General features: G+C 69.4%; 15 protein-coding genes and 1 pseudogene. 13 read left to right on the top strand and 3 right to left on the bottom strand.

The window, feature by feature from the left end:
• Positions 1-42: 42 nt before the first annotated feature.
• On the bottom strand, positions 43-3,846 hold the full coding sequence (locus tag ACIGXP_RS26240; RefSeq protein ID WP_399772160.1) for a GH92 family glycosyl hydrolase: 3,804 nt from the start codon (positions 3,844-3,846) through the stop codon (positions 43-45).
• A 368-nt stretch (positions 3,847-4,214) separates the two neighbouring features.
• Here ACIGXP_RS26240 and ngcE point away from each other — a divergent pair, with 368 nt between their 5' ends.
• The 10 genes from ngcE to ACIGXP_RS26190 all read left to right on the top strand — a co-directional run bounded on the left by ngcE (position 4,215) and on the right by ACIGXP_RS26190 (position 17,737).
• Complete coding sequence (gene ngcE / locus ACIGXP_RS26235) at positions 4,215-5,660, top strand: N-acetylglucosamine/diacetylchitobiose ABC transporter substrate-binding protein (protein ID WP_399772158.1); 1,446 nt, start codon at positions 4,215-4,217, stop codon at positions 5,658-5,660.
• 30 nt (positions 5,661-5,690) lie between these two features.
• Positions 5,691-6,617 (top strand): sugar ABC transporter permease, encoded by a 927-nt coding sequence (locus ACIGXP_RS26230; protein ID WP_363214679.1) that lies wholly within the window; start codon positions 5,691-5,693, stop codon positions 6,615-6,617.
• A gap of 5 nt (positions 6,618-6,622) precedes the next feature.
• Positions 6,623-7,546 carry a carbohydrate ABC transporter permease gene (locus ACIGXP_RS26225; protein WP_399772154.1) on the top strand — a complete coding sequence of 308 codons (924 nt, stop codon included), beginning with the start codon at positions 6,623-6,625 and terminating at the stop codon, positions 7,544-7,546.
• 225 nt (positions 7,547-7,771) lie between these two features.
• On the top strand, positions 7,772-8,983 hold the full coding sequence (locus ACIGXP_RS26220; RefSeq protein ID WP_363214677.1) for an ROK family transcriptional regulator: 1,212 nt from the start codon (positions 7,772-7,774) through the stop codon (positions 8,981-8,983).
• A gap of 133 nt (positions 8,984-9,116) precedes the next feature.
• Positions 9,117-10,217: a substrate-binding domain-containing protein gene (locus ACIGXP_RS26215; RefSeq protein WP_399772580.1), complete on the top strand. Its 1,101-nt coding sequence runs from the start codon at positions 9,117-9,119 to the stop codon at positions 10,215-10,217.
• Positions 10,218-10,399: 182 nt separating this feature from the next.
• Positions 10,400-11,191 carry an ATP-binding cassette domain-containing protein gene (locus ACIGXP_RS26210; protein WP_363214676.1) on the top strand — a complete coding sequence of 264 codons (792 nt, stop codon included), beginning with the start codon at positions 10,400-10,402 and terminating at the stop codon, positions 11,189-11,191.
• Positions 11,188-12,480 (top strand): sugar ABC transporter permease, encoded by a 1,293-nt coding sequence (locus ACIGXP_RS26205; RefSeq protein ID WP_399772150.1) that lies wholly within the window; start codon positions 11,188-11,190, stop codon positions 12,478-12,480. The genes ACIGXP_RS26210 and ACIGXP_RS26205 overlap by 4 nt, the downstream gene beginning before the upstream one ends.
• A 130-nt stretch (positions 12,481-12,610) precedes the next feature.
• Complete coding sequence (gene dxs, locus ACIGXP_RS26200; RefSeq protein ID WP_399772146.1) at positions 12,611-14,539, top strand: 1-deoxy-D-xylulose-5-phosphate synthase; 1,929 nt, start codon at positions 12,611-12,613, stop codon at positions 14,537-14,539.
• A gap of 155 nt (positions 14,540-14,694) precedes the next feature.
• Positions 14,695-16,203, top strand: coding sequence for an amino acid permease (locus tag ACIGXP_RS26195; protein ID WP_363214673.1), 1,509 nt, complete (start codon positions 14,695-14,697; stop codon positions 16,201-16,203).
• Between the two features lie 73 nt (positions 16,204-16,276).
• Positions 16,277-17,737 carry a glycosyltransferase family 39 protein gene (locus tag ACIGXP_RS26190; RefSeq protein ID WP_399772143.1) on the top strand — a complete coding sequence of 487 codons (1,461 nt, stop codon included), beginning with the start codon at positions 16,277-16,279 and terminating at the stop codon, positions 17,735-17,737.
• 33 nt (positions 17,738-17,770) lie between these two features.
• On the opposite strand, the gene ACIGXP_RS26185 is transcribed toward ACIGXP_RS26190, so the two are convergent.
• Positions 17,771-18,187, bottom strand: a complete 417-nt coding sequence (locus ACIGXP_RS26185; RefSeq protein ID WP_399772141.1) for an NTP pyrophosphohydrolase — start codon at positions 18,185-18,187, stop codon at positions 17,771-17,773.
• Positions 18,188-18,225: 38 nt separating this feature from the next.
• A complete protein-coding gene (locus ACIGXP_RS26180) occupies positions 18,226-19,200 on the bottom strand; it encodes a hypothetical protein (protein WP_399772139.1) in 975 nt (324 codons plus the stop codon).
• A 20-nt stretch (positions 19,201-19,220) separates the two neighbouring features.
• On the opposite strand from ACIGXP_RS26180, the gene ACIGXP_RS26175 reads away from it, so the two are divergent.
• The 3 genes and pseudogenes from ACIGXP_RS26175 to ACIGXP_RS26165 all read left to right on the top strand — a co-directional run.
• Positions 19,221-20,438, top strand: a complete 1,218-nt coding sequence (locus tag ACIGXP_RS26175) for a CapA family protein (RefSeq protein WP_399772136.1) — start codon at positions 19,221-19,223, stop codon at positions 20,436-20,438.
• Between the two features lie 263 nt (positions 20,439-20,701).
• Positions 20,702-23,065, top strand: a complete 2,364-nt coding sequence (locus ACIGXP_RS26170; RefSeq protein ID WP_399772134.1) for a HAMP domain-containing protein — start codon at positions 20,702-20,704, stop codon at positions 23,063-23,065.
• A gap of 6 nt (positions 23,066-23,071) precedes the next feature.
• Positions 23,072-23,271 (top strand): annotated as a pseudogene (locus ACIGXP_RS26165) (poly-gamma-glutamate synthase PgsB); the annotation flags it as partial.

Raw genomic sequence — 23,271 nt, 5'->3', positions numbered from 1 at the left:
CGGCCGCCCCTCGCCGGAGGGACGGCCGCTGCGCCGTGTCCGTCAGGCCAGCAGCTCCACCTCCGCCAGTGTCGAGGCGCCGTCCAGGACGAGCCGGTACCTGGTGTACGTGTCCGGCGCGGCGATGGTGAACGCCCGGGTCTGGTGGTCCCAGGTGAAGCTCTCGCCGGACCGGTGGTCCAGGGTCCGCCAGGTGGCGCCGTCCGAGGAACCCTGGAGGGTCCAGCCCGTCGGCGCCCTGGTGTGGTCGGCCGACGAGGTCAGCGTGTACTGGACGGGCCGCACGGCTTCGTCGACCGGCAGGTCCACCGAGGTGACCGTCGCGTCCGTCGCCGACGTGTTGTCGAAGAGCGCTCCGTCCCCCTTGAGGACGTCCGCCCGGGGCACCGGCACCTGGTCGTCCTGGGTGACGGAGACCGGGGCGGCGTTCTTGCCCGTGCCCCACGTCGACGGCCTCGCGCCCATGGAGAACTCCAGCTCCCCGCCCTGGGACAGCAGCGAGTGGGGGAGCGAGGTGGACGTCCAGGGGCGGCCGTTGAACGTCACACCCTGGATGTAGACGTTCCTCAGGCTGTTCCGTGGTGCTTTGACGACCAGGTCACGGCCGTTTTCGAGGTGCACGGTGACCTTCGTGAACAGCGGGGAGCCGATGGAGTACTCGCCGCTGCCCATCACCAGGGGGTAGAAGCCGAGCGCCGAGAACAGATACCAGCCGGACTGCTCGCCGTTGTCCTCGTCGCCGTGGTAACCCTGCCCGATCTCGCTGCCGGAGTAGAGCCGGGAGAGGATCTCGCGGACCGCCGCCTGTGTCTTCCAGGGCTCGCCGGCCGCGTCGTACATGTAGGGCACATGGTGTGCGACCTGGTTGGACTGTCCGAGCATGCCCATCCGCACGTCCCGTGCCTCGGTCATCTCGTGGATCACCCCGCCGTAGGAGCCGACGAAGTTCGGGGAGGCCGTCTCCGGGGTGGTGAAGTACTCGTCCAGCTTCTCCGCGAGGCCCTGCCGGCCGCCGTACAGGTTGGCCAGGCCGCGGCTGTCCTGCGGGGCGGTGAAGGCATAGCCCCAGCCGTTGGTCTCCGTGTAGTCGTAGCCCCACACACGCGGGTCGTACTTCGAGGAGTCCAGCCGCCAGTCGCCCTTCGTGTCGCGGCCCTGGAAGAAGCCCGCCTTGGTGTCGAACAGGTTCACATAGTCCCGGGCGCGGTTGAGGAAGTACGCGGACTCCTCCTTGTAGTGCTTCTCGCCGGTCTTCCGGTACAGGGCCTCGCCCATCTTCGCGATGCCGAAGTCGTTGACATAGCCCTCCATCGCCCAGGACAGGCCCTCGGTGGTGGCGGTGCTGGTGTATCCGAGGAACGGTGAGGTGCTCATGCCCTTGCGGCCCACGCCCGACATCGGCGGGACGACGGTCGCGTTCTTCAGGGCCGCGTCGTAGGCCGCCTTCGCGTCGAACTTCACGCCTTTCACATAGGCGTCCGCGAACGCCACGTCGGAGGAGGTGCCGGTCATCAGGTCGGCGTAGCCGGGGGAGGACCAACGCGACGTCCATCCGCCGTCCTTGTACTGCTGCACGAACCCGTCGGCCATCTCGCCCGCCCGGGAGGGGGTCAGCAGGGAGTACGCCGGCCATGTGGTGCGGTAGGTGTCCCAGAAACCGTTGTTGACGTACACCTTCCCGTCGACGATCTTCGCGCCGGTGTGGGCCGGGGTGTCCTGGCTCTGCATCGGGGAGAAGGGGGAGGCGTACCGGTAGGTGTCCCCGGTCTTCTCGAAGCCGGAGTTCGGGTACAGGTACAGCCGGTACATGCTGGAGTACAGCGTGGTCAGCTGGTCCGGGGTCGCGCCCTCCACCTCGACCTTGCCGAGCAGCTTGTCCCAGGTGCGCTGCGCCCGCGCCCTGACCGTGTCGAAGGAGGTGCCGTCCGGGACCTCCTGGCGCAGATTGTCCTTCGCCTGGTCGACGCCGATCAGCGAGGTCGCCAGGCGCAGCGTGACGGTGCGGTCGGCGCCGGCGTCGAACCGCAGGTAGCCCTTCACCCCGCTCGATCCGCCGTCGGTCACCGGCTTGTCGAACGTGCCGTACACGAACAGCCGGGTGGCGCCGGTCGACAGTCCCGACTTCACGTCGGAGTAACCGGTGACGGTCCCGTGCTCCTTGTCGAGGGTGAGACCCGCCTGCTCGGTGACGTTGTCGAACAGCACGCTCGCGTCGTCGCCGGGGTAGGTGAAGCGCAGCACCGCCGCATGGTCGGTCGGGGTCATCTCGGCCCTGAGACCGTTTTCGAAACGCACTCCGTAGTAGTAGGGCCGCGCGGTCTCGTTCTCGTGGCGGAACGGCAGCTCGCGTGCCGTCCGGCCGGTGTCGGGGGTGCCGGCGGCGGCCGACGGCATCACCTGGAAGGTCTGCCGGTCGCCCATCCACGGGCTCGGCTCATGGCTCGCGCTGAACGCCTGGATCGTCGGCAGATTGTCGTCGTTGTTCGCACGTGCGTATTCGTACAGCCAGCTCAGCGAGGACGCGTTGGTCACCGGCGTCCAGAAGTTGAAGCCGTGCGGCAGCGCGGTGGCGGGGAAGTCGTTGCCGCGCGAGAAGCTGCCGCTGGAGTTGGTGCCGCGCGTGGTGAGCGCGTAGTCCGACAGATGGGCCTTCGGCTTGTCGGGCGGTACGGGCTTCAGCGCCACGTCGTCGATCCAGCCGCGGAACTTCGCCGGCCCGGCGGGGGAGTCGTACCCGACCAGGATCCGGTCGACCGTCCTGCCGGCCGCCACGGAGCCGATCCGGGAGACCACGTTGTTCCACTGGTTGACGTACAGCACCTTCGACGTGCCCTGCCCGCGCGGGGACAGCGGGAACCCGTGCTGGTCCAGCGCGCCGAGGTCGCTCAGATGGCTGCCGTCCGTGAAGGCCAGGTCGAGGGAGACGTTCGTGGCGTCGTAGTCCCGGTCGCCGTCGGCCATCGACGGGAAGATGCGGTACGACAGCTGGGTGTCGCCGGCGACCTTCACGTTCACGTCGAAGACCTTGTTGTACGAGTACGCCCGGCCTTCCGCGGTGTGCCGCCCGGCGTAGCGCAGCGCCCTCCTTCCGGTGAAGCCGGCCCGCGCCTTGGCCGTCGGCGAGCCGGTCGGGCCCTTGTCGACCAGGGTCAGCATGTCCTGCGGCACCGGGTCGCCCCCGCCGCCGGTGGAGAACTGGACGTCGGCGAGCTGCAGGATGTCCGGGGCACCGTCGTTCTGGGTGACCTCCAGGCGGAAGTGCTGGTACTCGGCGGGTTCGGCCAGGTCGTAGGACTTGGTCTGGAAGCGCTCGGAGAAGCTCTCGCCCGAGCGGGTGTCGAGGGTCTTCCAGTCCTTGCCGTCGGTGGAGCCGAGCAGCGCCCAGTCCTTGGGGTCGCGCTCGGCGTAGTCGTTGGCCGAGGTCAGCGCGTAGGTCACCAGCTTGATGGGCTTGTCCAGGTCGAACTCGACCCAGCCGGTGGGCTCGAAGGTCAGCCACTTGGTGCCGGGCTCGCTGTCGACCAGGTTCTCCTTCACCTCGCCGGCGCCCGTGTTCTCGCCGCTCGCCCGGACATCGGTGACATGGTCGGTGACATTGCCGGGAATTCCGGTGCTGTAGCCGCCGTCGACGCCCGAGGCGCGCCGGGCGCCGTCCGGCCCGGTGTCCACGGTGTTCAGCCAGTCCGGGGCCGGATCGCCCGTCTCGAACGAGGATGCGAACTCCTGGCCGGCCGCGGCCCCCTGCGCAGGGAGGGCGACCGCCGCGCCCTGTGCGCCGACGGCCATGACAAAGGCGGCCGTGAGGACGACCGCCGGACCCCATCTGTGCCGAGTTCTCCGCTGCATCTACGGATTCCCCTCCTGCGCCCCCCTCTGGACAACGTTGTCAACTGCCGGGCGCAGGAACCAGTAGGGCGTCAAGTGGCCCGTGATGTCAAGGGCGTTGGGTGTGGCATTCAGGGACTTATGTCGCGACTTTTTCGCCGGGTCGCGCACAGGTCGCTCATATTTCCGCGAGGTCTCAACTCGGAAAAGACCGATCGCGAACCCTGCATTCGATCTTGCTCAGCCGACCGAAAGTGGACTATACCTGTCGGCGTTTCCCGCACGACCCTGCACGACCCAGCACTACGCACGACCCAGCACTACCCGACCGCGGTGCCGGGGAGGATCCGGTTCACCGCCTGAGTCCTGGAGAAGGCGAGGACTTGAGCATGGGATCCACCTCGAACCACGGTGCCGAAGGTGTCGGCCGGCGTGATCTGATCAAGCGGTCCGCGGCGCTCGGCCTGGTAGCGGCCCCGGGCATGGGCCTGCTGTCGGCCTGTGCGAGCAGCGGCGGGGGCGGGCAGAAGAAGGACAAGGCGGGCAAGAAGACCGCCAAGAACCCGCTCGGGGTCAACGAGACCGCCAAGATGGAATTCGTCCTCTTCGACGGCGGCTTCGGCAAGGAGTACGCCGAGGACGCGGTGAAGATCTATGAGAAGGACTTCCCCAAGGCCACGGTGAAGTTCTCCGCCACCCAGAAGATCCAGTCCACCCTGCAGCCCCGCTTCAACCAGGGCAACCCGCCGGACCTCATCGACAACTCCGGCGCCGAGCAGATGGACATGGGCGTGCTCGTCGGCAAGAACCAGCTGGCCGACCTCACCCCGCTGCTGGACGCGCCGTCGTACGACGACCCGAACAAGAAGGTCCGCGACACACTGCGCCCCGGCATCGTGGAGATGGGCCAGTTCGACGGCAAGCCGGTGTGGATCCTCTACTACGCCTACACGGTGTACGGCGTCTGGTACTCGCAGAAGGCCCTGGACTCGCTCGATGAGAAGTACCCGCAGACCTGGGACGAGATGCTCAAGGTCTGCGAGAAGGCCAAGAAGAAGGGCATGGCGGGCTGGACGTACGCGGGCAAGTACCCGTACTACCTCCCCTTCTCGCTCTACCCGATGATCGGCAAGGTCGGCGGGCGCGAGGTGCTCGACGCCATCGACAACCTGGAGCCGAACGCCTGGAAGCACCCGGCCGTCAAGGCCTGCTTCGAGGCGTACTACGAGCTGTTCAAGAAGGGTTACATCCTCCGGGGCACACCGGGCCTCGACCACATCCAGTCGCAGACGGCCTGGGCCAAGGGCAAGGCGCTGTTCATCCCGAACGGCTCCTGGGTGGAGAACGAGTCGGCCAGCGTCATCCCGGCCGACTTCGACCTCGCGGTCTCGGCTCCCTCCGGCATCGACAGCTCCGACAAGATGCCGTTCGGCACCATCTGGGCCTCCGGTGGCGAGCCCTTCATCGTGCCGGACAAGGCCGCGAACGCCGAGGGCGGCATGGAGCAGCTGCGCATCATGCTCTCCGAGGCGTCCTCGAAGAACTTCACCGCCAAGGTGAAGTCGCTGACCGCGTACAACGGCGGCACCACCGGCATCACCCTCACCCCCGGACTGAAGTCGGGCGTGGCGGCGCTGAAGCTGGCCGGATCCAACGTGGTGAATCCGCGGCTGCAGGACTGGTACGTGCAGCTGCAGAAGGAGAAGATCGGTGTCGCCGGTCTCGGCGAGATGATGGCCGGCCGGCTCAGTCCGGCCGAGGCCATCAAGAAGATCCAGGGATTCGCCGACGAGGCGGCCAAGGACACCTCCATCAAGCACTACAAGCACCAGTAACCAGCACCCTCTCAACGCACCGGAGTGGCGATGCAGCACGGCAAGTACCGGTTCATCGTGGGCTTTCTGGTTCTGCCCCTGGGACTGTACGCGCTCTTCGTGGTGTGGCCGTTCATCCAGTCCATCTATTACTCGTTCACGGACTGGACCGGCCTGAGCCCCGAATTCAAGATGGTCGGCTTCGACAACTACAAGAGGATGCTCGACGACGACATCTTCTGGAAGTCGCTGCAGCACAGTCTGCTGTTCGCCCTGGTGCTTCCGCTGGTGACGATCGGTCTGGCGCTGTTCTTCGCCTTCATGATCAATGTGGGCGGACGCCGCAGAAGGGGCGGCCCCGTGATCTCGGGGGTCCGGGGCTCCTCCTTCTACAAGATCGTGTACTTCTTCCCGCAGGTGCTCTCCATCGCGATCGTCGCACTGCTGTTCCAGTTCGCGTACAACCCGGACAGCGGCGCGATCAACTCACTCCTGCGCGGCCTCGGCCTCGATCACGTCCAGCCCCTGTGGCTGGGCGACCCGGGCCTCGCGCTGTGGTGCGTGATGGCGGTGCTGGTGTGGTCCACGGTCGGCTTCTTCGTGGTCCTGTTCTCGGCGGGCATGGCCTCCATCCCGGCCGAGCTGTACGAGGCGGCCCTGCTGGACGGCGCGAGCCGCTTCACCACCTTCTTCCGCATCACCCTGCCGCTGCTGTGGGACACCGTGCAGTCCGGCTGGGTCTACATGGGCATCCTCGCGCTCGGCGCCGAGTCGTTCGCGGTCGTACAGATCATGACGACCGGACCGGGCGGGCCCGACTACTCGACCACGGTGATGGTCCTGTACGTGTACCAGAAGGCGTTCCGGGACGGTCAGGCCGCCTACGCCACCACCATCGGCGTCGCCCTGCTCGTCGTCACGCTCGCCTTCGCGGCGATCGTGATGCGGCTGGGCCGTCGCGAGCGGCTGGAGTTCTAGAAGCGATGAAGACGACCGAGACCCCCGCCCCGCTGCCGGCCGAGTCCGGCGCCACCGTCTCCAAGGTCGACGCACCGGCCCCGAAGCCCGCGCGGCGCCGGAAGGAAGGCGGTGTCCTCAATGTCTTCTCCCACGGCGTGCTGGTCATCTGGGCGATCATGGTGGTCATGCCGCTGCTGTGGGCGGTGATGACGTCCTTCAAGGACGACAACTCGATCTTCGGCTCGCCCTGGTCGCTGCCGGACAAGCTGCACTTCGACAACTGGTCGCGGGCCTGGACCCAGGCCAACATGAGCGACTACTTCCTCAATACCGTCCTGGTGGTCGGCGGCTCGCTCGTCGGCACCCTGGTGCTCGGCTCCATGGCGGCCTATGTGCTCGCCCGCTTCGACTTCCCGGGCAACCGCTTCATCTACTACCTGTTCGTCGGCGGCATGAGCTTCCCGATCATGCTCGCGCTGGTCCCGCTGTTCTACGTCGTGAACAACATGGGGCTGCTGAACACGATCCACGGCCTGATCCTGGTGTACATCGCGTACTCGCTGCCGTTCACGGTCTTCTTCCTCACGGCCTTCTTCCGCACCCTGCCCACCTCGGTGGCGGAGGCGGCCTTCGTGGACGGCGCTTCGCACACGCGTACGTTCTTCCAGATCATGCTGCCCATGGCCAAGCCGGGCCTGATCAGCGTGGGGATCTTCAACTTCCTGGGCCAGTGGAACCAGTACATGCTGCCCACGGTCCTCAACACCGACCCCGACAAACGGGTCCTCACCCAGGGCCTGGTCCAGCTGGCCGTCAGCCAGGGCTACAAGGGTGACTGGTCGGGTCTCTTCGCCGGCCTGGTGATGGCCATGCTGCCGGTGCTCGGGGCGTACATCGTCTTCCAGCGCCAGGTCGTCCAGGGCCTGACCGCGGGGGCGCTGAAGTAGCGCCCAGACCCCGGCGGGGTGACGCCCCGCGTCCGCCCGTACGCACGCCGTTCCCCTCGCCGGGAGCGGCGTGCGCGTCCTTTTCGGCGGGGTACGTGCCGATTTCGGGTACCCGGAAACGGTTCAACCTCTTGACGTAAGCAACCCCGAACGGCTCAGCTTAGAGTTCACTAGTTGGACATACGCGGGGCCTCGCCGAAGCGGCCCCGCGCTCAGGAGGTCGTCGTGGAGACTCCAGGGTCGCAGTCGTCGCTGCACCGAGCCAACCTGGAGCGGGTCGTACGGGCCGTGCGCTTGGCCGGGTCCCTCACGCAGGCGGAGATCGCGCGGACGACCGGCCTGTCCGCCGCGACCGTCTCCAACATCGTGCGGGAGCTGAAGGACGGCGGAACCGTCGAGGTCACGCCCACCTCTGCGGGCGGGCGCAGGGCGCGCAGCGTCAGTCTGAGCGGGGACGCGGGGATCGTGATCGGTGTCGATTTCGGGCACACTCATCTGCGCGTGGCGATCGGCAACCTCGCCCATCAGGTGCTGGCCGAGGAGGCCGAGCCGCTGGACGTCGACGCCTCCGCCGCGCAGGGCTTCGACCGGGCGGAGGAGCTGGTCAGCCGCCTGATCGCGGCGACGGGCGTGAACCGGTCCAAGGTGGCCGGCGTGGGGCTCGGCGTGCCGGGTCCGATCGACGTGGAGTCGGGCACGCTGGGGTCCACCGCCATCCTGCCGGGCTGGGGCGGCACCAAACCCGCCGAGGAGCTGCGCGAGCGGCTCGGCGTGCCCGTGCACGTGGACAACGACGCCAACCTCGGCGCCCTCGGCGAGCTGGTCTGGGGCAGCGGGAAGGGCGTCCGCGACCTTGCGTACATCAAGGTCGCGAGCGGTGTCGGCGCCGGTCTGGTGATCGACGGGAAGATCTACCGCGGCCCGGGCGGAACAGCCGGAGAAATCGGACATATTACACTCGACGAATCCGGCCCGGTCTGCCGTTGCGGAAACCGCGGCTGCCTGGAGACCTTCGCGGCCGCACGCTATGTGCTGCCGCTGCTCCAGCCCAGTCACGGTCCCGACCTGACCATGGAAGGCGTCGTACGGCTGGCCAGGGACGGTGACCCGGGCTGTCGTCGGGTGATCGCCGACGTCGGCCGCCACATCGGCAGTGGAGTGGCCAATCTCTGCAACCTTCTGAACCCGAGCCGGGTGGTCCTCGGCGGTGATCTCGCCGAGGCCGGCGAGCTCGTGCTCGGGCCGATCAGGGAGTCCGTCGGCCGCTACGCCATCCCCAGCGCGGCGCGTCAACTGTCCGTTCTCCCAGGGGCACTTGGCGGTCGCGCCGAGGTGCTCGGAGCGCTCGCCCTCGCCCTCAGCGAGATGGGCGATTCGACGCTCTTGGACGGGTCTGTCGCCGGTGGGCTGCCCACCGCCGCCCCCGCCTTCACTTAGAGAACGGATGGCACCGTTGCCATCTCGTTAAGGATTTACTTCTTGACGTCGCACGTGTGGCCGAGTTGACTTCCAGCCACCTCGGCCGCAACGACGCGGCCTCGTCAGGGAGGTTTCTGAAGTGAACACGCGTATGCGTCGTGCGGCCTTCGCCGTTGCTGCTGGTGCCATGGCCGTCTCTCTCGCCGCCTGTGGCAGCGCCAAGGAGTCCGGTGGCGGCTCCGGCAAGTCCTCCGGCCCCAAGAAGGGCGACTCCATCAAGGTCGGCCTGCTCCTGCCGGAGAACCAGACCGCCCGTTACGAGAAGTTCGACCGGCCCTTGATCGAGAAGAAGGTCAAGGAGCTGACCAACGGCAAGGGCGAGGTCATCTACGCCAACGCCAAGCAGGACGCCACCACGCAGAACCAGCAGGTCGACTCCATGGTCACCAACAAGGTGGACGTGCTGATCGTCGACGCGGTGGACGCTGCGGCCATCAAGAACTCGGTGCAGAAGGCCAAGGACGCCGGCATCCCGGTCGTCGCCTACGACCGCCTGGCGCAGGGTCCGATCGACGCGTACACCTCGTTCGACAACGAGACGGTCGGCAAGACCCAGGGCGAGGCCCTCCTCAAGGCCCTCGGCTCCAAGGCCAAGTCCGGCAAGATCGTCATGATGAACGGTTCCTCCACCGACCCGAACGCCGCGCAGTTCAAGAAGGGCGCGCACGAGGTGCTCGACGGCAAGGTGAACGTCGGCAAGGAGTACGACACCAAGGAGTGGAAGCCGGAGAACGCCAACTCCAACATGGAGGGCGCCATCTCCGCTCTGGGCAAGAAGAACATCATCGGCGTCTACTCCGCCAACGACGGCATGGCCGGCGGTATCATCACCGCCCTCAAGGCCGCCGGCATCTCCAACATCCCGGTCACCGGCCAGGACGCGGAGCTCGCGGGTGTCCAGCGCATCGTCGCCGGTGAGCAGTACATGAGCGTCTACAAGCCGTACGCTCCCGAGGCCGCCGCGGCCGCCGAGATGGCCGTGGACCTCGCCCAGGGCAAGTCCCTCGGCTCGGTCGCCAAGGACAAGGTCGACAGCCCGACCACCAAGCAGGTCCCCTCGGTCCTGGTGCCGGTCACCGCGCTGACCAAGGACAACATCAAGGACACCGTCGTCAAGGACGGCGTCTACACGGTCGCCGACATCTGCACCGGGCAGTACAAGGCGGCCTGCGACAAGCTCGGCCTGAAGTAATCAGCCGCACGCCTTCCCACCCGAGGGAATTCCTTCTTGAATTCCCTCAGCGGGAAAGGCCTCCACAGCTCCGCCGGCGCCCCGCGCATCAGACAGCCCCGCAAGCTCGTTGCGGGGCGCCGGACGGAACACCCCCCCAAAAACTTCTGCACAACCTCCCGCCGGGTCAGGCGGCGAAGGAGATGGTTCACGTGTCCGCTACGCCCGTGCTGGCGTTGCGCGGGGTCTCCAAGCGGTTCGGTGCCGTTCAGGCGCTCACCGACGTAGAGCTTGAGGTCCACGCCGGTGAGGTGGTCGCCCTGGTCGGCGACAACGGTGCCGGAAAGTCCACGCTGGTCAAGACGATCGCCGGCGTGCACCCCATCGATGAGGGCGTCATCGAATGGGAAGGCAAGGCCGTTCAGATCAGCAAGCCGCACGACGCCCAGGGCCTCGGCATCGCGACGGTCTACCAGGACCTCGCGCTGTGCGACAACATCGACGTGGTCGGCAACCTCTATCTGGGCCGGGAGATCCGCCGCCGCGGTGTCCTGGACGAGGTGGAGATGGAGCGCCGCTCCCGCGAGCTGCTCACCACGCTGTCGATCCGCATCCCGAGCGTCCGCATCCCGATCGCCTCGCTCTCCGGCGGCCAGCGCCAGACCGTGGCCATCGCGCGCTCCATGCTCGGCGAGCCCAAGCTGGTCATCCTCGACGAGCCCACCGCCGCCCTCGGCGTCGAGCAGACCGCGCAGGTCCTCGACCTGGTGGAACGGCTGCGGGAGCGTGGTCACGCCGTGATCCTCATCAGCCACAACATGGCCGATGTGAAGGCCGTCGCCGACAAGGTGGCCGTCCTGCGTCTGGGTCGCAACAACGGCGTCTTCGAGGTCAAGTCGACCTCGCAGGAAGAGATCATCTCCGCCATCACCGGCGCCACGGACAACGCCGTGACCCGTCGTGCGGCGCGCTCCAATGGGGAGATCAAGAAGTGAGCATCGACAAGACCTCCACGCCCCCCGAGGACCACGTGGTGGAGAACCCCGAGGCGGCACGCGGCTCCGACGTCGCGGTCGACCCCCGCCTGCTGGTGCGCGAACAGGGCTTCGCGGGCTACATCACCGAGTTCAAGCGGAAGATGAAGGCCGGTGACCTCGGCTCCCTCCCGGTCGTCATCGGTCTGGCGGTCATCTGGATCATCTTCCAGAGCCTGAACTCCAACTTCCTCACCGCCGGCAACCTCTCCGACATCTCCGTCGCCATGGTCGGCACGGGCATGATCGCCGTCGGTATCGTGTTCGTCCTGCTGCTCGGCGAGATCGACCTGTCGGTCGGTTCGCTCTCCGGTGTCGCGGGTGCCACCTTCGCGGTGCTCAACGTCACCCACGGTATGAACGAGATCCTGGCCCTCGTGCTGTCCGTCCTCACCGGAACGGTCGCGGGTGCGGTGCAGGGCTTCTTCTTCGCGAAGATCGGCGTCCCCGCCTTCGCGGTCACGCTGGCCGGTCTGCTGTTCTGGAACGGCCTCATGCTCAAGATCCTGGGCGACAACGGCACGATCAACCTGAACGACAACGGCCTCGTCGCCAAGCTGACCAGCTACTACTTCTCCGACGTGGCCGCCGCCTACGGGCTCGCCATCGCGGTGACGGTACTGTTCTTCCTCAGCTCCTTCTTCGGCAACAAGCGGCGCGAGGCCGCCGGCGTGCCGTCCCGCCCGCTGAGCGAAACCATCCTGCGCACCGTGCTGCTGGGGATCGTCGCCTTCGCCGCCGCGGCCGTCTACAACCAGTACAAGGGCCTGCCGCTGGCCGTGGTGATCTTCATCGCGGTGCTGTTCCTCACGGACTTCGTGCTGCGCCGCACCGGGTACGGCCGCAAGATCTTCGCGCTCGGCGGCAGCGTCGAGGCCTCCCGCCGTGCCGGTATCAACGTGGACATGGTCCGGATCTCGGTGTTCGCCATCTCCGGTACCTTCGCGGCCATTGGCGGCCTGTTCATCGCCTCCAAGATCGCGTCCGCCAACCAGGGCGCCGGCGGCGGTGACCTGCTGATGAACGCGATCGCGGCGGCCGTGATCGGTGGTACGTCCCTCTTCGGCGGCCGGGGCCGCACGTGGAACGCGCTCCTCGGCGTCCTGGTCATCGTCTCGATCCAGTACGGCCTCGCCCTCCAGGGCATCGCCTCCCCGGTGCAGTACATGATCACCGGTGGTGTTCTGCTCGCCACAGTGGTCATCGACGCGGTGACCCGCAAGACGCAGAAGACCGCTGGTCGCGCATAGCGCGCCCGGACGGACGACAGCGCCCGGCACCCGAAAGGTGCCGGGCGCTGTCGTGTCGTGCAAAGCATGAACATTAGACTCGGGCGAGCCCGGCGAAAGCTCGATCAGCTCTACTGCAAAGGAGGCACGGGTGCCGCTGCTGACCCGCATCAGGGGACCGCGCGATCTGGACCGGCTCAGCCTGGAGGAGCTGGACCAGCTGGCGGAGGAGATCCGGACCTTCCTTGTCCAGGAGGTCTCCAAGACCGGCGGGCACCTGGGCCCCAACCTCGGTGTGGTGGAGCTGACCATCGCCCTCCACCGGGTCTTCGAGTCCCCGAAGGACAAGGTCCTGTGGGACACCGGCCACCAGTCCTATGTGCACAAGCTGCTCACCGGCCGGCAGGACTTCTCGAAGCTGAAGATGAAGGGCGGCCTGTCGGGCTACCCCTCGCAGGCCGAGTCCGAGCACGACGTCATCGAGAACAGCCACGCCTCCACGGTGCTCGGCTGGGCCGACGGCATCGCCAAGGCCAACCAGCTGAAGAAGCGGGACAGCCATGTCGTCGCCGTGATCGGTGACGGTGCCCTCACGGGCGGCATGGCCTGGGAGGCCCTCAACAACATCGCCGACGCCAAGGACCGGCCCCTGGTCATCGTCGTCAACGACAACGAGCGGTCGTACGCCCCGACCATCGGCGGCCTCGCCAACCACCTGGCCACCCTGCGCACGACCGACGGGTACGAGCGGTTCCTCGCCCGCACCAAGGAGGTGCTGGAGAAGACCCCGGTCGTCGGCAGGCCGCTCTACGAGACGCTGCACGGCGCCAAGAAGGGCCTGAAGGACTTCATCGCCCCGCAGGGCATGTTCGAGGACCTGGGCCTGAAGTACGTCGGTCCGATCGACGGGCACGACATCGAGGCGCTGGAGTCCGCGCTGGCGCGGGCCAAGCGGTTCGGTGGCCCGGTCATCGTGCACTGCCTCACCGAGAAGGGGCGCGGCTACCAGCCGGCCCTGCAGGACGAGGCCGACCGCTTCCACGCCGTCGGCAAGATCCATCCGGACACCGGTCTGCCGATCGCCTCCTCCGGCGCCGACTGGACCTCCGTCTTCGGCGACGAGATGGTCAGGCTGGGTGAGGAGCGCGAGGACATCGTCGCCATCACCGCGGCCATGCTCCAGCCCGTCGGCCTGGACAAGTTCGCCAAGCAGTTCCCCGAACGGGTGTACGATGTCGGGATCGCCGAGCAGCACGCCGCCGTGTCTGCCGCCGGACTCGCGTACGCCGGGGTGCACCCCGTCTTCGCCGTGTACGCCACCTTCCTCAACCGCGCCTTCGACCAGGTCCTCATGGACGTGGCCCTGCACAAGTGCGGGGTCACCTTCGTGCTGGACCGGGCCGGCGTCACCGGCACCGACGGCGCCTCGCACAACGGCATGTGGGACATGTCGATCCTCCAGGTCGTACCGGGCCTGAGGCTCGCCGCGCCGCGTGATGCCGAGCAGGTGCGGGCGCAGCTGCGGGAGGCCGTCGAGGTGACGGACGCGCCGACCGTGGTCCGCTTCTCCAAGGGCGCCGTCGGCCCCGCCGTACCCGCCGTGGGCCGCGTCGGCGGGATGGACGTCCTGCGCGAGCCCGGCACCGACCGGCCGGACGTGCTGCTGGTCTCCGTGGGCGCGCTCGCGCCGATGTGCCTGGAGGTCGCCGCCCTGCTGGACAAGCAGGGCATCTCCACCACCGTCGTCGACCCGCGCTGGGTCAAGCCCGTCGACGAGGCCATGGCCCCGCTGGCCGAGCGGCACCGGGTCGTCGTCACCGTCGAGGACAACAGCCGCGTCGGCGGTGTCGGCTCCGCGGTCGCCCAGGCCCTGCGCGACGCCGGCGTGGACGTGCCGCTGCGCGACTTCGGCATCCCGCCGCGCTTCCTCGACCACGCCTCCCGCGGCGAGGTCCTCGCCGAGATCGGCCTGACCGCCCCGGACATCGCCCGCCAGGTCACCGGACTGGTCGCCAAGCTGGACGGCCGGTTCGACCGTACGGCCGCCGAGGTGGACTCGGTGGAGCCCGCCCGCGACTGACCCGCGACGCGCCCCCACGGGCCGGTGACGCCACTCCTTGCGGTGGCGGAACCGGCCCGTTTGCGTGAACCTGCCTGTGCCGGGGCATACGCACCCCGACCCTCTCGATCATGTCGGGCCATGGCGAGGCGGCCCCCGAGCGTGGGAGGCACTACGTGAGCAGCACGCTGTTCAGGACGAAGAATGTCGAGCAGTCCATCCAGGACACCGAGGAACCCGAGCATTCGCTCAAGAAGTCCCTCTCCGCGCTCGATCTGACCGTCTTCGGCGTCGGCGTCATCATCGGCACCGGCATCTTCGTCCTCACCGGACAGGTCGCCAAGAACAACGCCGGTCCGGCGGTGTCCCTGGCCTTCGTGGCAGCCGGCGTGGTCTGCGCGCTCGCCGCCCTCTGCTACGCCGAGTTCGCCTCCACGGTCCCCGTGGCCGGCTCGGCGTACACGTTCAGCTACTCCTCCCTGGGCGAGCTGCCCGCCTGGATCATCGGCTGGGACCTGGTTCTGGAGTTCGCGCTCGGCACGGCGGTGGTGGCGGTCGGCTGGTCGGGCTACATCCGCTCGCTGCTGGACAACGCCGGCTGGCATCTGCCCGACTACCTCGCAGGCCGGGACAACGCCGCCGGTTTCGGCTTCGACATCCTCGCCGCCGCCCTGGTGCTGGTGCTCACCGGCATCCTCGTCCTCGGCATGAAGCTGTCGGCCCGGATCACCTCGCTCGTCGTCGCCATCAAGGTGGCCGTCGTCCTCATCGTGATCATCGCCGGTGCCTTCTTCATCAAGGGCGCCAACTACACGCCGTTCATCCCGCCGGCCCAGCCGGTGCCGGCCGGCGGCAACCTCAAAGCACCGCTCATCCAGCTGATGTTCGGCTGGGCACCCGCCAACTTCGGCGTGATGGGCATCTTCACGGCCGCCTCGGTCGTGTTCTTCGCCTTCATCGGCTTCGACATCGTGGCCACGGCCGCCGAGGAGACCCGCAACCCGCAGCGGGACATGCCGCGCGGCATCCTCGGCTCCCTGTTCATCTGCACCGTGCTCTACGTCGCCGTCTCCATCGTCGTCACCGGTATGCAGAAGTACACCAAGCTGTCCGTGGACGCCCCGCTCGCCGACGCCTTCAAGGCCATCGGACACCCCTGGTACGCGGGCGTGATCAGCTTCGGCGCGGCGGTGGGCCTGACCACGGTCTGCATGATCCTCCTCCTCGGCCAGACCCGGGTGTTCTTCGCGATGAGCAGGGACGGACTGCTGCCGCGCTTCTTCTCGCGGGTCCACCCGCGCTTCAAGACCCCGCACCGGCCGACCATCCTGCTCGGCGTGGTCATCGCGATCGTCGCCGGCTTCACCAGCCTGAGCGAGCTGGCCGAACTGGTGAACATCGGCACGCTCTTCGCGTTCGTCGTCGTCGCGATCAGCGTGATCATCCTGCGCCGGACCCGCCCCGACCTGCCGCGCGCCTTCCGCACCCCGTGGGTCCCCTTCGTCCCCGTCCTGTCCGTGTGCGCCACCCTGTGGCTGATGCTCAACCTGCCCGCCGAGACCTGGATCCGGTTCGCCATCTGGATGGTGATCGGCTTCGTCGTCTACTTCCTCTACGGCCGCACCCACAGCCGGCTGGCCCTGCGGGACAAGGGTGCCCAGCAGGCCGCGGGCCGCACTCCGTAACCGTTTCCTTCGCCCCACCGGCCCCGTATGTCCCGCTTCGGCCAGGACGGCGGGGCCGGATAGCGTGCTGCCCATGCTCGCCGCCCCGCTCGCCCGCGCACGGACCGCAGACACGAGGACCGTCACCCGGGCGGCGTACTGGATGCGGCTGCTGCCCCTCCTCGCCACGCTGGCCTGCGTCACCCGGCTGCCGTCCTTCGTCCGGCCGCTGTGGAACCCGGACGAGGGCTACCTCGCCGTACAGGCGCGGCTGCTGGCCCAGGGCGGGCAGCTGTACGACACCGTCGTGGACCGCAAGCCGCCGCTGCTGCCCTGGCTGTACGAGGCGGCGTTCGCGGTCTGCGGCTCCGGCTCCCTGATTCCGCTGCGGGTGCTGGCGGTCCTCGCCCAGCTGCTCACCGCCGCGGCCCTGGCCTCGCTCGCCCGGCGCCGCTGGGGCGACCGCGCGGGCCGGACCGCCGGGGTGCTGTATCTGCTGGTCTCGGTCGGGCTCAACCCCGAGGACGCGCAGGCCGCCGGCTTCGAGGTGTTCATACTGCCCGGCACGGCCGCCGCCCTGTGGTGCGCCGACCGCGGGCGCTGGGGCGCGGCCGGGGCCGCCGTCGCCGCCGCGTTCCTCGCCAAGCAGACCGGCGGCGCGGTGCTGCTGCCGGTGGCCTGGCTGCTCGACCGCCGGGGCGCCCCGCGCGCGGGCGTGCTGCGGCTCGCGGCCGGCTGCGCGCTGCCGGTGCTGGGCGCGGCCCTGCTGACGGACCCGGCCCGGTTCCTGTTCTGGACGGTGACCGGCTCCGCCGCCTACGTCTCCTTCACCGGCTCCGAACTCCATGTCCTGGCGCGCGCCCTGGCCAACACCGCGCTCCTCGCCGTGGCCTCGGCGGGGCTGCTCCCGCCGGTCGTACGGGCCCTGCGCAGCGCCCGTACCGAAGCGGTGGACCTGTGGCTGTGGCTGGCCGGCTCGGCGGTCGCGGTGACCGCCGGCTTCCACTTCTTCGGCCACTACTACCTGCAACTCACTCCGCCGATCGCCCTGTTGGCCACCGCGGCGCTGCACGGCCTGCCCGCGGAACGGGGCGTGGCCGCCGTCCGCACCTGGGCCGGTGCCTGTGCCCTCTTCCTCGCCTGGGGCCTGCTCGCTCCGCGCCCGGAACTCGCCCACGCCCAGCGGCTCGCGGCCGCCCTCGAACAGCGCACCACCCCCGCCGACCGGGTTCTGGTCTGGGGCATGCACCCGGAGACGTACTGGCTGGCCGGCCGCACTCCCGCCACCCGCTATCTGACCGCCGGTCTGCTCACCAACTACAGCGGCGGCCGGGACGGGTCCGAGGTCGGCGAGAAGTACGCCGTGGCGGGTGCCTGGCCGGTCTTCCGTCGGGAGCTGGACGCCTACGCCCCACCCCTGGTCGTCGACGACTCCCGCGGCAAGCCGTACGCCCCCGACCGGGTACCACCCCTACGCCGCCTGCTGGCCGCCCGCTACGAGAAGACGGGCACCGTGGACGGAGCGGTGCTGTACGCCCGGGTACCGGGCCAGTGAGAAGAGCCGGACCGGGGTCCGCCCCTGGCAGGTTCAGTTCAGGAGTGTGCGGGGGCCGGTGACCTCGGCGCCGTGTTCGCGGACGCGGCGGCGCAGCTCGCGGTCGGCCGTGACGACCAGGCACGGGCGGTCGCCGGCCGCCGCCGCGAGGTCCACGATGCGGTCGTCCCCGCTGCCGGACGCCTCCTCGATGCGCACCCCGGGCACCGGGGCCACGCCCCGGGCCGCGCCCTCGACCACCAGGACCAGCTCCAGCGGGCCGGGCAGTCCGGCCACGCCGGACCGCGCGAAGGGCACCAGACGGTCGCGCAGGCGCTCGGCGGCCCCGCGACGGTCGCGCCACCAGCCGTCGGGCACCGATCCGACGACGTTCGCACCGTCGACGATGAGCAGGGGCAGGGGCCCGCCGGCCTCGTCCGTCTCGTTCGTCGTGCCCGAGATGTCTGCCATGTCGCTAACAGCCTTGCTCTGTCGCATGCGTGGGAGGCTCAGTGTGTCACGGGTTTACCGGCCCACCGGCGTGTGATCTCGGCGACCGCGGCGGCGGCCCGCTCGGCGGGCCGTCCGCCCGCGCGTATCTCGGGGGAGAACTCGACGTGCAGGAACGGCACATGGTCGTCGTCGGCCACCCGGCCCTGCATGTTCGTGCGGCCCTCCAGCGGACAGGACCGCACCCAGGCCCGGCACACCTGGAAGCCGTGCCCGCGCAGGGCGTCGGCCAGGTCGCGGCCCTCCTGTCGGCCCGCCGACCCGGCGCCGGTGGAGGCGATCACGTCGTAGCCGGGCGCGGCGGAGGCGGCGAAGCCGTGCAGCTGGATCCCGGGCATCCCGCGGCGGGCCAGCTCCGCGCAGATGGCGTGGAAGACGGTGTCCTGGCGGTGCGCCACGTCCGCCGAATTACCGACTCCAGCTTTGCGATGTGCACCTGCGATGACCAGGATCCCGCCGGGTGAGCCGCGCAGCACCCGGACGCCCAGCTGCTCGGTGCCCAGATCGAAGCCCGGGTGCGGAACCTGGGCCGACCAGCTCGGGCGGTGGTCCAGATCGAGGTAGACCCTGCCCCAGCCGCGCGGTGTCACGGCGGAGTCGGTGCGGTCGGCCACCTCGGTGTACCGGTGCCCGGAGGGCCGGTCGAAGACCGTGCGCACCGTGAAGTCCCTTTGCGAAAGACGCTGTTCCGCTTGGTCGCGATGGCCGTCGAGCAACAGGCCGAGCGCCGCGGCGATGTCCTCGCGGTCGGCCTTGCCGGGATGCAGATAGCCCCGGTCGGGGCCGAAGCGGCTGGTGTAGTCCGCCACCTCGCGCGCCAGGTCGATCTGCTCGGCGCCCTTGGGGGCGGGCCGGTCGGACTGGCCGGCGCCGCCGCCCGTGGTGCGGAGCAGGGCGGTGAGACCGCCGGCGAGACCGGCGATGACGAGCAGAAGTGTTGCGATCGTTATGACGCGTGAGCGATGGGCTCTCATGGTTGTATCAAGATATCTTGGTGAACAGACGCCGTAGCCGGACCCTGCTGTCCCTGCTGACCCCGCTCTCCCTCCTCGCGGCCGCCTCCGGCTGCGGTCTCCTCTCGGACGACGCCGGTGCCCAGGGCGGCGGGCGCTCCTTCACCGTCGCCGCCGCCGGGGACATCCTGATGCACCCCGAGCTGGTCGACCAGGCACGCAAGGACGCCAAGCGCACCGGCAAGGGGGTGGACGGCCTGGACTTCGGGCCGATGATGGCCGGCATCAAGCCGCTGATCAGCAAGGCGGACCTGGCGATCTGCCACTTCGAGCCGGTGATGGGCCCGGCGAAGGGCCCCTTCGAGGGCTTCCCGGACTTCCAGGTGCCGCCGCAGCAGGCGAAGACGATCAAGGACATCGGTTACGACACCTGCTCCACCGCCTCCAACCACACCCTCGACCACGGCTACGAGGGCGTGAAGCGCACCCTGGACGCGCTGGACGCCGCCGGTCTGAAGCACACCGGCTCCGCCCGCACCGCGAAGGAGGCGAACACCCCGCTGATCATGGACGTCAAGGGCGTCAAGGTCGCGCAGATATCCTTCGCCTACGGCTTCAACGAGCCGCACACGCTGCCGAAGGGCAAGCCATGGCTGGCCAACGAGCAGGACCTGGGCCGGATCAAGGCCGCCGAGCGGCGCGCCCGCAAGGCCGGGGCCGAGGTGGTGATCCTGTCCCTGCACTGGGGCCACGAGCACCATCCGGAACCGTCCGCCGGGCAGCTCTCCTTCGCCCGGCAGATCGCCCGGCACACCGGCATCAACCTGGTCATCGGCCACCACGCGCACGTCGTCGAGCCGATGGAGAAGGTCGACGGCACCTGGATCAGCTACGGCCTGGGCAACCAGATCGCCCGGCACGAGGTGCCGACGGGGCTGACCGAGGAGGGCGTGATCGCCTGGTTCACGTTCACCGAGCGGGACAAGGGTCACTGGGACGTCCAGCCGCGCTTCGAGCCGACGCTGCTGACGATCCCGCCGGACGCCGAGAACGTCCGGGACGGCGGCACCGCCGACTACTCCGACGACGAGGCGCGGGACTACCGCCTGCTGGACGTGCCGGCCGCGCTCCGCGACGACCACGGCCTGACGGACAGCCAGAAGGCGCGGCTGCGGCTGGCGTTCGAGCGCACCGAGGGCACCCTGCTCAACCGCGGCGCCGCCAAGGACGGCCTGAAGCCGCTGACGCCGCTGCCCTAGCGGGGGCCGGACGGGATGTGCGCACGGCCTGAACCGCCACCGCATGGGAGCCTCATTTGTCCTTTCTTGTCCGTTCTTGGTTGTGGGTTGCGTGATGTTGCCTAGATCACGTGCGACTTACTGCAACTTAACCCACCACTTACATGTCTGAGCTTTCCGGGCGCGGTCTTACCATCCACGCGCCCGGACCGTATTTCCTGAGAGGACGTTCTGTGGCGTCATCGCCCCCGGCGCGGCAGCACCGAGCCCGCCGCCGAGCCGACATGTCGCTGATCGGAGGCATCCGCCCGCCGATCGCGGTCCTTTCGGCACTCCTGCTGACGCTCGCCGCGATCACGGCACTGGTGCTGGGCCGCGTCGACGACGCCGGAGTGCCGAAGGCGGTGCTGACGTCCCAGCAGCACTTCGCCGAGGACGGCGCCATCGCGCTGCGCGCCTCCATCGACGAGTCCGTCACCGACGTCACCCGCTCCGCCGCGCTGTTCAGCGCCGGGCAGCCGGTCTCCGGCGACGCCGTCCTCGACAAGCTCGGCAGCACCTACCAGAAGTGGATGGGCACCGCCGTCGTCGAGATCCGCACCGGCAAGCTGGTCGCGGCCCGCGGCGAGACGGTGCCGCTGACCGACGTGGACCTCTCCAGCCTCAGCGGCGACGACGGACTGGCCCCGCGCATGGTCCGGCTGAAGAACGGCGAGGTGCGCCTGCTCTCCTTCGGCCTGCTGACCTGGCCGGGCAGGCCGCAGCTGCTGCTGGTGGCCTCCAGGAACCTGAAGTTCCCCGGCATCAGCCTCGGTCAGTTCCGCTCCATCGCCGTGGTGGACGCCGGCGGCGCGATCCTCAGCAGCGACGGCATCGCCGACCCCGAGTCGGCCCGCAACAGCATCGACCGCAAGGACCTCACGGACTCCCGCAAGCAGCTGAAGGACTTCGCCCAGGCGGCGGCCCGACGGGCACAGCAGGACCCGCGCAGCAGCAAGGAACCCGGCAGCGGCGGCTACCAGGGCGTCAGCGGCAGCCTGCTCGGCGGCAAGCTGCTCGGCGACCGGTCCGTCGCCGGATACGCCACCCTCGCCGCGGCCGAGCCCGGCGAGAGAACCACCGCCAGCGGGCTCGGCCTGTCCGTGGTCGCCATGGTCAAGGTGACCGAGGAGTCCGCCCCGGCCGGCTCCCCGGTGTTCGGAGTGCTGGCGGCCGGCGCGCTGCTCGTCGTCGGCGCCCTGGCCGTGGCGGTGCTGCTGGGCACCGTGCAGCGCCCGCTCATCCGGCTGTTCCTGGAGTCCCGCCGGCTCACCCGCGGCGATCTGACCCGGCCGGTCACGGTCCCCGGCTACGGCGAGGCGCACCGCATCGGAGGCGCCCTGGAACGGCTGCGCCGCCAGCTGCTCGGCGAGAGCGCCGAGGCCACCGGCCCGGCCGAGAGCCAGCGCGGGCTGCGCCGGGTGGACACCCGCGCCTTCCTCGCTGTCTGTGCGGTGCTGCTGCTGGCCTGGTCGGCACCGCTGATGCTGCTGTTCAACCGCGCGGACAACACGGCCGACGTCCCCCGGCAGCTCGTCAACGACCAGCGCGAACGCACCGACACGCTCAGTGACCGGGTGCGCCGCGCGGTCAACGAGGGCGACGCCGACCTGCAGTCGGTCGCCTCGCTGATCGGCGACAAGACCTCACCCGAGGCCATGGAGACGGTGCTGGAGCACACCTACAACGAGAACCGGCGCTACCGCTCCCTCTACGTCGTCGACTCCCACGGCGCCATCCAGGCCCGCGAGGGAAAGACCCCCAAGGTGGACCAGTCCGACCGGGTCTCCGGCAAGCCCGTCCGGCTGCTGGGCCGCGGCGGCAAGGAGCCCGTGGTCGTCGCCGCCGCCGAGATACCCGGCCGGGGCGGAGCCCAGCTGATCGGCGAGTTCCGGGTGGAGTTCTTCAACGCCCTGCTGACCCGGCCCGGCCTCGGCGTGGTCCGGCTCGTGGACGACCAGCACAAGATCATCGCCGGTAACACCGGCTTCCTCGCCTTCCAGTCGCTGCCCGACGACCACCTGAAGGACCTCGTCGCGGCCAGCGCCCAGCGGCTGGGCAAGAAGCCCCAGCCGAACGGCGTGCTCTACCGCGAGCACGGGGTGCGGATCGCGGCCGCCGCGCCGTTCTCCGGCAGCGGCACGGCCGAGTCGCTGCACTGGAGCGTGGTCAGCTGGCAGCCCGTCGACCGGCTCGCCATCCCGCAGTACGACGCCCAGAACCGCACCGTCCTCGCCGGCCTGCTCGGTGCCGCCGCGGCCGTCGCCTGCCTGGGCTGGCTGCACATCGTGGTGGCCCGTCCACTGCGCAGCCTGGCCGACCGGGCCGAGGCGCTGGCCGGGGGCGACCGCAAGACCGTGCTCTTCCCGCAGCACCACGACGAGGTAGGCGCCGTCACCCGCTCCCTGGAGCTCATCCGGCAGCAACTGCAGGACCAGCGCCGGCAGCAGCCCCACCGCACCCCGCCCCCGCCGTCCGCCCGGCAGCAGTCCGCGCCGCGCCAGGACCTGCCCGAGCAGCACGGCCCGCGCCAGGACCCGCCCCGGCACCCCGCGCCCGAGCCGTACCCGCCGCAGCCGTACCCGCCCCAGCAGTACACAAGGAACTGATCACCCGTGCTCTTCCTCTACACCGTGCTGCTGGTCTGCTGCGCGATTCTGCTCGCCGCGGGCGTCGTGGAGCAGCGGCGGCATTTCGCCAACCTGGAGAACATCCCCACCCGGGTGCTGGTCAACGGCATCCGCGGCAAGTCCTCCATCACCCGGCTGTGTGCGGGCGCGCTGCGCGGCGGCGACCTGGTCACCGTCGCCAAGAC

It is taken from the genome of Streptomyces sp. NPDC053069, assembly GCF_044546895.1.
GTDB lineage: Bacteria > Actinomycetota > Actinomycetes > Streptomycetales > Streptomycetaceae > Streptomyces.
This window is presented reverse-complemented; position numbering and strand designations above follow the sequence as displayed.

Coding starts and splice junctions, on each gene's coding strand:
- ACIGXP_RS26240 (WP_399772160.1), bottom strand. CDS start 3,846: ATGCAGCGGAGAACTCGGCACAGATGGGGTCCGGCGGTCGTCCTCACG.
- ngcE (WP_399772158.1), top strand. CDS start 4,215: ATGGGATCCACCTCGAACCACGGTGCCGAAGGTGTCGGCCGGCGTGAT.
- ACIGXP_RS26230 (WP_363214679.1), top strand. CDS start 5,691: ATGCAGCACGGCAAGTACCGGTTCATCGTGGGCTTTCTGGTTCTGCCC.
- ACIGXP_RS26225 (WP_399772154.1), top strand. CDS start 6,623: ATGAAGACGACCGAGACCCCCGCCCCGCTGCCGGCCGAGTCCGGCGCC.
- ACIGXP_RS26215 (WP_399772580.1), top strand. CDS start 9,117: ATGCGTCGTGCGGCCTTCGCCGTTGCTGCTGGTGCCATGGCCGTCTCT.
- ACIGXP_RS26210 (WP_363214676.1), top strand. CDS start 10,400: ATGGTTCACGTGTCCGCTACGCCCGTGCTGGCGTTGCGCGGGGTCTCC.
- ACIGXP_RS26190 (WP_399772143.1), top strand. CDS start 16,277: ATGCTCGCCGCCCCGCTCGCCCGCGCACGGACCGCAGACACGAGGACC.
- ACIGXP_RS26185 (WP_399772141.1), bottom strand. CDS start 18,187: ATGGCAGACATCTCGGGCACGACGAACGAGACGGACGAGGCCGGCGGG.
- ACIGXP_RS26180 (WP_399772139.1), bottom strand. CDS start 19,200: ATGAGAGCCCATCGCTCACGCGTCATAACGATCGCAACACTTCTGCTC.
- ACIGXP_RS26170 (WP_399772134.1), top strand. CDS start 20,702: ATGTCGCTGATCGGAGGCATCCGCCCGCCGATCGCGGTCCTTTCGGCA.